The 11,764-nt window shown below is 55.5% G+C and carries 14 protein-coding genes; 10 read left to right on the forward strand and 4 right to left on the reverse strand.

What is annotated here, in order from left to right; translation table 11 throughout:
- The first annotated feature begins 34 nt into the window (after positions 1 to 34).
- From ENH71_RS07135 to ENH71_RS07170, 8 genes are all read left to right on the forward strand, one after another.
- Positions 35 to 2,332, forward strand: a complete 2,298-nt coding sequence (locus ENH71_RS07135) for a DEAD/DEAH box helicase (protein WP_294132563.1) — start codon at positions 35 to 37, stop codon at positions 2,330 to 2,332.
- Between the two features lie 19 nt (positions 2,333 to 2,351).
- Complete coding sequence (locus tag ENH71_RS07140; protein ID WP_294132565.1) at positions 2,352 to 2,996, forward strand: LysE family translocator; 645 nt, start codon at positions 2,352 to 2,354, stop codon at positions 2,994 to 2,996.
- A 27-nt stretch (positions 2,997 to 3,023) separates the two neighbouring features.
- Positions 3,024 to 3,296, forward strand: a complete 273-nt coding sequence (locus ENH71_RS07145; protein ID WP_294132568.1) for a putative signal transducing protein — start codon at positions 3,024 to 3,026, stop codon at positions 3,294 to 3,296.
- A gap of 41 nt (positions 3,297 to 3,337) precedes the next feature.
- On the forward strand, positions 3,338 to 3,748 hold the full coding sequence (locus ENH71_RS07150; RefSeq protein WP_294132570.1) for a GFA family protein: 411 nt from the start codon (positions 3,338 to 3,340) through the stop codon (positions 3,746 to 3,748).
- An 86-nt stretch (positions 3,749 to 3,834) separates the two neighbouring features.
- Entirely contained in the window at positions 3,835 to 4,398 is a 564-nt protein-coding gene (locus tag ENH71_RS07155; protein WP_294132573.1) for a peroxiredoxin family protein, read from the forward strand.
- 44 nt (positions 4,399 to 4,442) lie between these two features.
- Positions 4,443 to 4,742, forward strand: a complete 300-nt coding sequence (locus ENH71_RS07160; RefSeq protein WP_294132576.1) for a hypothetical protein — start codon at positions 4,443 to 4,445, stop codon at positions 4,740 to 4,742.
- A gap of 149 nt (positions 4,743 to 4,891) precedes the next feature.
- Positions 4,892 to 5,434: a GNAT family N-acetyltransferase gene (locus ENH71_RS07165; protein ID WP_294132580.1), complete on the forward strand. Its 543-nt coding sequence runs from the start codon at positions 4,892 to 4,894 to the stop codon at positions 5,432 to 5,434.
- 49 nt (positions 5,435 to 5,483) lie between these two features.
- Positions 5,484 to 6,584 (forward strand): histone deacetylase family protein, encoded by a 1,101-nt coding sequence (locus ENH71_RS07170; protein WP_294132582.1) that lies wholly within the window; start codon positions 5,484 to 5,486, stop codon positions 6,582 to 6,584.
- Here the strand turns inward: ENH71_RS07170 and msrA are convergent, their stop codons facing one another.
- From msrA to ENH71_RS07185, 3 genes are read right to left on the reverse strand one after another with little or no spacing between them, the layout of a single operon-like run.
- The gene (msrA, locus tag ENH71_RS07175; protein ID WP_294132584.1) at positions 6,585 to 7,196 is read right to left on the reverse strand and encodes a peptide-methionine (S)-S-oxide reductase MsrA; all 612 of its coding nucleotides are present in this window, start codon (positions 7,194 to 7,196) and stop codon (positions 6,585 to 6,587) included. It lies immediately after the preceding gene.
- A 1-nt stretch (position 7,197) separates the two neighbouring features.
- A complete protein-coding gene (locus tag ENH71_RS07180; RefSeq protein WP_294132587.1) occupies positions 7,198 to 7,674 on the reverse strand; it encodes a YbhB/YbcL family Raf kinase inhibitor-like protein in 477 nt (158 codons plus the stop codon).
- 31 nt (positions 7,675 to 7,705) lie between these two features.
- Positions 7,706 to 8,938, reverse strand: coding sequence for a permease (locus tag ENH71_RS07185; RefSeq protein ID WP_294132589.1), 1,233 nt, complete (start codon positions 8,936 to 8,938; stop codon positions 7,706 to 7,708).
- Positions 8,939 to 9,210: 272 nt separating this feature from the next.
- Between ENH71_RS07185 and ENH71_RS07190 the strand changes: the two genes are divergently transcribed.
- Complete coding sequence (locus ENH71_RS07190; protein ID WP_294132591.1) at positions 9,211 to 9,588, forward strand: MmcQ/YjbR family DNA-binding protein; 378 nt, start codon at positions 9,211 to 9,213, stop codon at positions 9,586 to 9,588.
- Positions 9,589 to 9,614: 26 nt separating this feature from the next.
- On the opposite strand, the gene ENH71_RS07195 is transcribed toward ENH71_RS07190, so the two are convergent.
- Positions 9,615 to 10,892 carry a DUF2254 domain-containing protein gene (locus tag ENH71_RS07195; protein ID WP_294132593.1) on the reverse strand — a complete coding sequence of 426 codons (1,278 nt, stop codon included), beginning with the start codon at positions 10,890 to 10,892 and terminating at the stop codon, positions 9,615 to 9,617.
- Positions 10,893 to 11,037: 145 nt separating this feature from the next.
- Between ENH71_RS07195 and ENH71_RS07200 the strand changes: the two genes are divergently transcribed.
- A complete protein-coding gene (locus ENH71_RS07200) occupies positions 11,038 to 11,718 on the forward strand; it encodes an SDR family oxidoreductase (protein WP_294132595.1) in 681 nt (226 codons plus the stop codon).
- Positions 11,719 to 11,764: the final 46 nt, after the last annotated feature.

An 11,764-nucleotide genomic window follows, 5' to 3' on the forward strand; every position in this document is an offset into this window, starting at 1 on the left:
TTTTATTGAATTCCCCGCGCCTGCAGGCACCATTATGTCGACGACACCCGTTCAGGATCTCAGCTTCGCTGAGCTTGATCTTCCCGCTTTTCTGTTAGAAACACTCAACAAAGTGGGTTACGAAAAACCCTCGCCTATCCAACAGGCGACCATCCCCGCCCTGCTGCAAGGCAACGACATTGTGGGCATGGCGCAAACCGGTACCGGTAAAACGGCGGCCTTCGCCCTGCCTGTGCTGGCGCATATTGATGTCACCAATCCCAAAACCCAGGCTCTGGTGCTGTGCCCCACGCGAGAACTGGCGATCCAGGTGGCGGAAGCATTCCAGACCTACGCTCAGGGTATGCGAGGGTTTCACGTGTTGCCGGTATACGGCGGCCAGGAGATGGGCCGCCAGTTGCAGGCCTTGCGTCGCGGTGTTCATGTTGTGGTGGCCACGCCCGGCCGTCTGCTGGATCACCTGAACCGCAAATCGCTGGATCTGGGCGACATCAAGACACTGGTGCTGGATGAAGCCGATGAAATGCTGCGCATGGGTTTTATTGATGACGTGGAACTGATTCTGCAGAAAACACCGTCGACCCGTCAGGTCGCGCTGTTCTCTGCCACCATGCCACCGGTAATTCGGCGCGTTGCGGAGAAATATTTGCGCAGCCCGATCGAAGTCAGCATCAAGACCGCGACCAGCACCAATGCCAATATTGAGCAGTTTTACTGGTTGGTGCAGGGCACCAACAAGCTCGACGCGCTGACACGCATGCTGGAAGTGGAAGAGTTCGATGGCATGATTATTTTTGTGCGCACCAAGAACAGCACTCAGGAGCTGGCGGACAAACTCAATGCACGTGGTTTCTCTGCCGCGGCGTTGAATGGCGACATGAATCAGCAGCTTCGAACACGCACGGTAGAGCAGTTGAAGAACGGTCAGTTGGATATTGTTGTTGCCACTGACGTTGCCGCCCGTGGGCTGGACGTAGAGCGTATCAGCCATGTGATGAACTACGATATCCCCTACGACAACGAGACCTACGTACATCGTATTGGTCGCACCGGTCGTGCCGGTCGCAGCGGCAAGGCAATCCTGTTCGTTGCCCCGCGTGAGCAGCGCATGCTGCAATCCATTGAGCGCACCACGCGGAAAAAAGTGACGCGCATGGAACTGCCAACGCGCGGAGAGTTGATTCTTCATCGCAGCCAACAGTTCAAGGACACCATTGCGGTGGCGCTGGAAAATGACAACCTGGATTTCTTCCGCGGTCTGATCACTGATCTGTGCAGCGAACATGATTGCAGTGTTGAGGACGCGGCTGCGGCCATGGCGTGGCTGTTACAGAAAGACCGCCCGCTGGAACCATCGTTTAAGGATGTTGGTGTTGCCAAGTCCGGTTATGGCAAGACCCCTGCCGTCAAAGCTGGCAAGTCAGCCAAAACCGCGAATAATACACCTGATGTTGATGCCTTTGTCGCCAGCGCCCGTGATGCCGGCACCGCGTCTGCACCGGCCGACAAACCGGCCCGCAAGGTAAAAAGCAAACCGCCGATGCAGGATCTGTTTGGCGAGCTTAATGATAACGATTTTACCGGTGATCCGGTGTCTGATCGCCCGGCCCGCAAACGCCGCGAAGCGCGTGAGTTCGATGACGGCGAAGACGTCGCTCTGGAGCGCTTCCGTATCAAGGTTGGTCACGAGCATGGTGTGACGCCGCGCGAGATTGTCGGCGCCGTTGCCAATGAAGGTGGCATTGAGGGTCGATATATCGGTCGTATTCAGATTTACGACGATCATACTACTATCGATCTGCCTGCCGGCATGCCCGATGATGTATTTCAGATCCTTCAGCGTACGCGTGTGTGCAACCAGGCGCTGGACCTGGAGCGTATGAGTGCGGCGGAGAGTGCTGCTGAAAAAGACACCCGCCCCGAACGTAAACGTCCGGCCTTCAATAAGGATCGACGTGACGCCGGTGGCAGTGATTTCAAAAAGCCTGCTTTCAGGAAAGAGGGCTTCAAGAAAGAAGTATTCAAGAAAGAGGGCTTCAAAAAAGGCCCATCCGCCGCAGGCGGGTTCAAAAAGGAAGGCTTCAAGTCAGAAGGGGCCAAGCCGGAAGGTTTCAGAAAAAACCGCCCGGACCGCTCCGATGGGCCACCGGCGGCTGCCGATCGGCCCATCCGACGTACCCGTGAAGATTTCAGTGAACCATCCTCGGCGCCAGCCGGGGCCGGTGACGATAAGCGTTTCACACCTAAACCCAAGGCGAAAAAACGCGGTGGCCCCAAAGTACGTATGGACAAGGATAAGGGTAAGCGCCGAACGCCCAGTAAAAAGCCCTGATTGAGGGAGGACTCGGGCCATGAGCCTGACACCAGCCAGCCTGATAGCGTTGTTCAGTGCCATGCTGGTACTGTCCGCTCTGCCCAGTATCAGTGTGCTGGCGGTAACCTCACGCGCACTTAGTGGTGGTTTCCGTCACGGCGCGGCGGTCAGTGCCGGTGTGGTGACCGGTGATATCATCTTCATCCTGATTGTCCTGTTCGGACTCGGTCTGCTGCTGGCGTCTGCCGGCAGTTGGGTCGACTACCTCAAATACGCAGCGGCGGCCTATCTGCTTTGGATGGCAGTGGCGCTCTGGCGCTCCCGTAACGTGACCGGCGCCGCGGGCGACACTGCGCTTCATCTTCGTCCGACATCACTTACATCCAGTTTTTTCAGCGGCCTGTTGCTGACGCTGGGTGATCAAAAGGCTGTGTTTTTCTACCTTGGTTTTTTTCCTGCCTTTGTCGACCTGAGTGTGCTCACTGTGCCTGACATATTGCTTATTGTGCTGATTACCGTCATTACCGTGGGTGGGGTCAAGTTGTGTTATGCCTGGCTGGTGAGTCGGGCGGGGCAGACACTGGCGCTAAGCTCTCGCGCCCGTCAACTGACACGCGCCCTGAATGTGCTGGCGGCGCTGATTCTGGTGCTGGCCGCAGCCATGGTCATTCTGCGATACTGAGGCTTCAGGAATAACGTGGGAGACCTTGTGAAAATAGTCTATCGAGCCAACGACATCATCGAAGCGCATATCGTGGCCGGGATGCTGCGCGCCAATGACATTGATTCCCACGTGGGCGGACACTACCTGCAGGGTGCAGTCGGTGATTTGGCCATGGATGGCTTCGCCAATGTGCTGGTCAATGAAGATGACTATGAGGCTGCCGTCAACATTGTTCGTGACTACGACAACAGCGTTGCCACGCAGAGCGATGAGGCCGATACTGTCGCTGACGAACCGTACAAACCCTGGCTCGCCTGATTTCACCCGCAACAGGCATAACACACGGAGAGACCACCACCATGATCAAGCGCATTGGCGACACCAACATCAGGGAATACCATCCGCTTAGCTGCCATTGTGGCGCTGTGCAGATGGAGATGCACTTGCCCGATGGCGTGGTTGATCCCAAGCGCTGTGACTGCTCTCTGTGTCGTCGGCGCGGCGCCATCATGGGTACCAGCAAGCTGGCGTGTATCCGGATATTAAAGGGCGAGGAAAAATTGGGCCTGTATCAGTTCAATACGCGGGTGGCAAAGCACTACTTCTGCACCGTGTGTGGCATCTACACCCATCATCAGCGCCGTTCCAACCCGGCTGAATATGGTTACAACATCGCCTGCCTGGAAGGTGTGAATCCGTTTGAACTGGACGACGTCGTGGTCATGGATGGCATTAACCATCCATCTGACCGGAAGCCGGTGTCGGCATGAGACAAAAACTGCTGGCATGGAGTCTTGTAAAAGGCGCCTGAAAAGCAGCAGATTCCGATAACTATCCAAGATCATAAGGACATTGTATGCCAACGCCGATTAAAACCCTGCTTCTCTTCGTAATGATCAATTTCAGTAGCATCGCTGTCGCCCAGGACTGGGTCTGGGCACCGGACTTCCCCGAGGGCAACAACATTCCGCCCATTGCAGCGCCAGACCAGAATGGCGATCTCCGAACGCTTGCTGATCTGAGCGGCCGCAACGGTCTGGTGCTGGTGCTGAGTCGCTCTTTTGACTGGTGCCCGTATTGTATCAGCCAGCTACAGCAGTTAGTGGATGTTGCGCCCGAGTTCGAGGCCATGGGCATCAATGTTGCCACCATGACATATGACTCGCTGCAAACCCTTAAAAATGCCGAAACTGACTACGATGTCGACTTCCCGATGTTGAGCGATGAAGATACCAGGCACTTCAGTGCCCTCAACATCGTGAACAACCAATATGAACCTGGCGATCGCGCCTACGGCATCCCCTATCCAGGCATATTCCTGATTGACGCTGATGGTGTCATCCGGTTCAAGTTTGCTGAAGAAGACTACCGCGAACGGCCTGACTTCAGCCAGGTGCTGGCAGCCGCCCGATACCTGTAAATTCTGCACAACGTGCGCGACAGGTTAAACCCTGAAGGAACGCAATGGTTACGCCAGAACTTATTGTTCTCAGCCTGAATTTGACGGTCGCGTTATTGGCATATTTCGTTGCGTACCCGATGTTGTGTGGTGACAATCTTGTGCGCATAGCCGCAAATGACTTATTGGCTACCGGGACCGTGCTTCTTGTCGCTGGAATGCTTTATGCGGGGCGTGACCATGCGTTCGATCTGCTGGTGTTCTCGACCAACTGGTTCTGGTTTGCTTTCATCACCTACGCAGCGGTTGAAACCCCGCTCATGATTCGATATTTCAACAAGCGCGATCTATGGAGTAAATTCTAAAACGCAGAGCCCTGAGCGTTGGCGGTTGCATTGCCGTGCGCAGGCATCGATGCTACCGTGGTGTCGCTTGCGAAAGAAAATTACCGGTGTATTCTGGCTGTCCGGAAGTTTATAGGGTCAGGCGTCACAGAAAGTGAAGAGGGTGTCCAATGACGGCAAAAGTAAAGAACGTTGACCAGGTATCGATACGCGCGGCGCAGGACACAGATCTGCCAGTGCTCGTCGATTTTCTTGCCAAGCTGGCGCTTCACGTAGCGGGTTCTCCGCCCCACACGCTCAAGGAGAAAGAGCACAATCGCCTGTTGGCGACTCTGCGTTCATCCCTGTCCGATCCGGCCAAGCTGATCGTTGTGGCGCAGACATCTGATGAGCGCCTGGTGGGTATGGGTTATCTATACGTATGGCGCAGTCAGGGCATCTGGGAGCAGACGGCAGATGTTGAATTCAAATCCGGAATCATTGATGATGTCTGGGTCGAGCCGGATTTCCGTAAGCTCGGTGTGTTCAGTGCCATCCTGCGAGAGTTGCTGGCCTTCGCAGAAAGCCACAATATCGGCGAGCTGATCCTGGAATATGCCGCTTCCAACAAAGAGGCGGCAGCGACCTGGGCCAAGCTGGGCTTCAAGCCCACGGGAGTTCGGGCTGCGGCGTTCACCGCAGTGGTGCAGGAAGCCCTGGCGAAACGACGATGATTTCCGGGCCTGCAGCAAGCAGGTTCGGATAGCTGAAAAGGGGAATTGAGTGATAGGTGATCGCAAGGTTAAGGTATTTTGTGACGACGTGATGCTGGGGCATGATCCGCAGGTGGATCTGCCTTTTATTGCCAGCCGGGTTGAAAAACGGGTAAGGAGCATCCTGCAAGGCCTGGATTTCAAATGGAGCTACCCGGAACATCCCGGAAGACTGAGTGCGATCAAGACCTACCTTGATGAGAACCCCATTCCGGGCATCCAGTTTGAAGCGGGCGCCAGTGCCACGTACGACCAGTTAAGCCGCGTTCATACCACATCGTATCTGGACCAGTTATTCGAACTGGAAGGCAAAAGCGCCTGGCTGGACAGTGATACCACGGCGGTATCCCCTGACAGCATCAAGGCCGCCACAGCGGCCGCCGGCAATGCGATAGCGGCGGTGGAAAACGTGGTCAGCAAAAAATCACAAAGTGCCTTCGCGCTGGTGCGACCGCCGGGTCATCACGCCGAGGCAGTGCGTGCCAGAGGCTTCTGTCTGTTGAATAACGTCGCGGTGGCGGCAGCGCATGCCCAGGCTAAACTGGGTTGTGAGCGTATTCTGATCATTGACTGGGACGCGCATCATGGTAATGGCACCCAGGATATATTCTGGGCAGATCCCGATGTGTTGTTCTTTGATACCCACTGCGCCGCGCCGTTTTATCCCGGTTCCGGCCATCTGGAAGAAGTGGGCGCCGGACTGGGCGAAGGTTATACCATCAACGTACCGCTGCCGGAAGCTGCGGGCGACATCGCTCTGGAAAAAGCATTTCGTGAGATACTGGTGCCCGCTGCAGAGCGTTTCAAGCCTGATCTGGTGCTGGTTTCTGCCGGCTTTGACCCGCACCACAATGACATGGCCATGAACCTGACCTATAACGGCTTCAAGGTCCTCACCAGCATTGTCCAGAGTATCGCCGACCAGCATTGTGAAGGCCGGCTCGTGATGGTACTGGAAGGCGGCTACAACCTGACGTCCCTGTCCCGTGGTGTTCACGCCGTGCTGGAAGTGATGGCAGGGGGCGAGGTGCCGGAGCTGTTTGAAAGCGGCGTGAAGGAAGTGGCAGAGGCAGCGGAATTTCATCTCTCTGCTTTTAGCGACGATGATTGATCAGTCGTTTCCCCAGATCTCCTCAAGGCGCTCGTCACGACCGCAGTTCCAGCGATAGAATTTATACCTGACTGAATGTTCCTGATAATAGTTCTGATGGTAATCTTCAGCGACATAAAAATCAGCGGGATCGGCGGACACTATGCCGGTCACAATGGGGCCCGGTAATCCGGCCTCGTCATTGAGCCGCGCACGGGAAGCCTCGGCTAATCGTTTTTGCTCTTCGTTATGGTAAAAAATTGCGCTTCGATACTGGCTGCCACGATCGCAAAACTGGCCGCCGGCATCCAGCGGGTCAATGTTACGCCAGAACACCTCCAGCAGCGTTTCATAACTGACCTGGTCTGGGTGGTATTCAACCTGTACGGCTTCGGCGTGCCCCGTTCCGCCTGAGGATACCTGCTCATAGCTGGGGTCCGGGACGGAGCCACCGATGTAACCGGAAATGGTTGCTGTGACGCCTTCCAGTTCATCGTAGGGCGGTTCCATGCACCAGAAGCAGCCGCCGGCAAACGTGGCCACTGCTGTGTCCGGTTGGTGTTGATCCTGTGCCTGCACAATGAGCGCGCCCGTCAATGTCAGGGACAGCAAGAGAATTTTTGTGATCTGCATGTTACACCTCATAGTGCGCCATCAGTCGGTTCATGCCCAGTACATGGGGTTCCACTTTCTCCAGAAAGTCCGCCAGCTCAAGTCCGTCGGCCAGCGCCGGTTCAACATCAAGCGCAAGTACCCAGAAAAAATAGTGATGTCGGCCATGGCCTGCCGGCGGTCTGGGGCCACCGTAGCCGGTGCTGTCGAAATTGTTCACACCCTGTGCGTAATCCTTGCAGCCTTGAGGCAGGTGCGAGACGTCCGGCGGGATGTTATAGAGCAACCAATGCACAAAACCATAATTACCCGGCGTCGAAATTAGCGGGGCATCGGGGTCATGGCAAAATACCGCCACCGATTTTGTGTCCGCGGGCAGTGTTTCCCATTGCAGATCGGGCGATACATTGCCGCCATCAAAGCTGTGTTTGTCTGCGATACGGTCTCCCTGTGTCAGGTCGTGACTGCTTACTTTCATGTCTGAAATGGCAAAGGTCATATCAACTCCTTGTGTCGGGTGTAATGTTTGATCAAAGCAGAATCAGTGCTGCGCCACCTGCCAGCCAGAGTCCAGCTACAACTGACAGTGTGCGCAGCACTTTGTCGGTCAACGACGGGCCACCATGATCATGATGGTGGTGATGGCCGTGTTCGCCTTGCTGACCCTGACGATACAGCCATACCATGACCGCGGTGGCCAGCAGAAAGACGATGTTGAGCACCAGCTGATAATTCACCTGAAAGAATTCGCGCTCGCCTGGATCCCGGCCGCTACCAAACTCTGGCAGCATGCCGAATGCTGCCAGACCGTAGTGCATCACCAGTGCCACAGATACGATGCCGACAAGCATAATGCCGAGGATGTAGAGCGCCATTTTCCAGCCGTAATAGGCCGCGTTGATGCGCAACACTGGCAGAACCACCAGATCTGAAAAGATGAACGCCATGACCCCGGCAAAAGTGACGCCCTGGCCGAACAGCACGGCCGCCAGTGGTATATTGCCCATGGAGCCGATAAAGGTGAAGAATGCCGCCAGCGGTGCTACCAGTGCCTGTTGCAGTGTCAGCCAGAAACCGGGGTTGGCGGCGTTGTCCCCACCTGAACCGAGAAACAGGGCCTGGAAAAAACTCTGCGGCACTGCAGCAGAGATGATGCCAGCGACCGTGAAGCCGATCAGTACATCCTTCCAGACCATCTGCCACTCCATGACATAGGTCATACCAATCTCGTGCCAGTATTTTCGGCTCGTGATTTTCTCTTTCCAGCTGACCGGCTGGCTGTCATGGTCGTGCTCGTGCCCTTCGTCCATTTTCTTGCGGGCCAGTGCTTCCAGCCGGCGCGGACGGGTGATGCGCACCATCAGCCAGGTGACCAGAATCAGCAGAATGCCGCCGACATACTCCCCGACCACAAACTGCCAGCCGAGAAATATCGCTATCACCATGCCCAGCTCAATGACCAGATTGGTCGAGGCCAGCATAAAGGCAAGCGATGGGGCCAGGCCGGCGCCTTTACTGAACAGTGCGCGGGTCGTGGAAAGTGCAGAGAAACTGCAGGAGCTGGACAGGAAGCCGAAGAAAGTGCCGAGAGCAATGCTTTTGGGGCCGTCTTTGCCCATGGTTTTCTGCATGCGCTCTCGTGTCACCAGCACCTGAATCAGGCTGCTGATCAGGTAACCGAGTATGAACGCCCAAAGTGCCATCCAGAAAAAGCCCAGACTGGTAGTCGCCGCTTCCTGCCATATTGTCAGGAAATCCTGCATGCTTCATCGTCTCCTCGGCAATCGCCCCGTGGACAGGGTCTTTCCAGAGAGCCTGGGTATTTACAAAGGCGATTTCCATTGTGTGGTGTTGGTTTCGGATTGACACCATCCTACGCTAAACGTGCAATGATTTCCGCCCCCAGCGCTGTCCCGGGATATGAGCTGTTGCTCAAATCCGCTTAGTCGCGGGTAATATGACGCCATCTCCGCTTATTTGAATTTAAATCCGGAATGAGCGATTATGTTGTTATGGCAACAACACGACGTGTGACATGAATTACAATGCATTTAATCAATTCTGCGGGTCTTTGCCCGCTACGACTCATGTGGTGCAGTGGGGCGGTTCTCATGTCTGGAAAATTGGTGGCAAGGTGTTTGCCATTGGCGGTTGGAGTCGTGACCGACATCCCGCGTTTACATTCAAAACCTCAGATCAGAATTTTGCCTTTCTCAGTGTTCATGAGGGTTATATTCCCGCGCCCTACTTTGCCAATCGTGGCATGAAATGGATACAGCAAATCGAAACCTCAGGTGCGCTGGACGAGGAGCTACGATATTACCTGTCTGAATCGTACCGTATTGTTGTGCAGGGCCTCAGCAAGCGTCAACAACAGGAAATAAAACTAAATCGAACGCCGGATGCTGAATGACGGTGACCATAACCAGGCGGCTGCCGCTATACTGTCGAGAAGGCGGCTGCCTTGCGCACTGCAGCGATATCATCGGGGTGCGACATGGCATGTTCAGATCGGGCCAGGGCGGCGCGAGAGTGTTGGTGAGCAGCGCTGGCCATGGCTTTATCGTCGCTGTCAGCGAGCGCAGCAAATGCTTTTTGTAATCTGATCGATAGTTCTACAATACTGGCCCCGTCGCGGGCGATTGCGGTAAAGGCGTCGTCGAACATGTCCGCTATTGACAGCTCGGGAACCGACACCTGCTGATAGATAATCTCTTCCATGTCTTTTTTATGCAGAGGAGCCTGCCATTCTGTAAAAAGTCGCACCAATGTGCCAACAACATCGATGGCAGTGCCCGGGTCATTAATGCCGGGTGACAGAGCTTTGTCGGCGATCTCCGACAATGCCAGCAGACCAAAACGCGGGTCATCTTCAAAGGTACGGTTTGTGCCTATCTTGAACGCACAGGAGAAGTCTTCCGGGTTAAACTCCGTGCCAGCATCGATACGGAGCAATGCCCGCTGACTGGTCACGAAGGTACCCGGCAGTGCGGTTACCCGAACATGACAGCCAAGCGCTTGTGCGCAGGACTGCAGTGTCTCCATGTCAATATTCTGGATGTAGCCAACGCTTGATGCATACACCGGAATGCCGGTTTCGTCATCGTGTGGTGCTGGCGCCGGCAGGGCGCACAGGGTAGGGGAGCGCCGGCGGCGTTGTAATGCGTTGCTGGTTGCCAGCTCGACCTGTCCGATGGTATTGACGACCCGGCCCAGTCGGGCGATGCGGTCAACCCAGCGTACAAAAGTGACAATGACAATGGCAAACACCAGCAGTGTCAGTATGAAAATGGCAAACAGTCCGGCGACGTCAAACAGCTCGTGCTGCACGGAGACCAGAGAGACAAGGCTGAAAATAAACGCACCGATAAAAGCCGACAACGCATTCTGGGTGACGTCATCAGCAATGACCAGAGGAATCGAGCGGGGCGTCGCTGCGGCGCTGGCCGAGGCGTAGGCGGCGACCATGGAGCCTACGGCGAAGGTCGCAATAACCAGCATGCTGGAGGCCATGATGGACAACAGGGATTCAACTGAGTCAGGGTTGATGCTGGGTGCCAGTTGGTCAAGCCCGGCATCATCTGCCAGTCTGGCGACAAACGTTGCGCCGATGGAGAGCACGCAAAGTATCAGAGGTCTGATCCATAACCGCTCTTTGATGCGACTGATAAAAAAGCGCAGACGGTCGGACGTAAAAAAAGGTGATGATCGGGCCATACAGCATCCTTGGCAGTTCCGTTGACTCACGCATGCTCTGACCGGACAGAGTAGCCACTGACAGATGAACGTTATACCATAAATTGATGTGGAGCGAGTGAACACAAAACAGCTCATCATGCGCAAGTAACAAAGGAAGCTGTTCATGGATAATAGTCTGACAGGCAAGCGTGTGTTGATCACACAAGCCTCCGAGTTTATGGGGCCGGTCTTCTGCGAAGTCTTTGCCGAACAGGGTGCCGTTGTCATCAGGAATGAGCTTGACCTGTCAGCGCCTGACAATGTCGAGGTGATGATGCGTGAGGCGGGTGATATTGATGTTGTGATCGCCAACCTGTCAGTGCTGGCACCGGGTACGGCAGCAGCGGATGTTGACGAGGACGAGTGGCGGGAAGTATTCGCGGCGTTGGTGGACCCGCTTCCCAGGCTGATCAGGTCAGCAGTGCCGATGATGAGGGAGCGTGGTGCCGGCAAGATACTTGTCGTTGGCAGTGCGTCAGCCCTCAAAGGCATGAAGCGCGCTTCCACCTACAGCGCTGCTCGCGGTGCGCAGCTTGCCTACGTTCAGGCCGTGGGTGTGGAGCTCGCGCCATCGAATATTCAGGTTAATGCCATTGCGCAGAATTTTGTAGATAATCCGACTTACTTCCCGGCAGAAGTGCAGGCTAATCCGAAGTTCAGGGACCGGCTGGCGCGCGAAGTGCCACTAGGACGCCTGGTCAGCGCCCGCGAGGACGCCATGTTTGCCGCCTATCTGTGCAGCAGTGCGGCAGATTGTTTTGTCGGACAGGTATTTCCGGTGTGTGGTGGTTGGGTGGCAAGGTGACGATCTCGATTCCTGTGTGTGAACCGACCCTCCCGTGTTAGCGTAA

Source organism: Pseudohongiella sp. (genome assembly GCF_011050365.1).
Taxonomy (GTDB): Bacteria; Pseudomonadota; Gammaproteobacteria; order Pseudomonadales; family Pseudohongiellaceae; genus Pseudohongiella.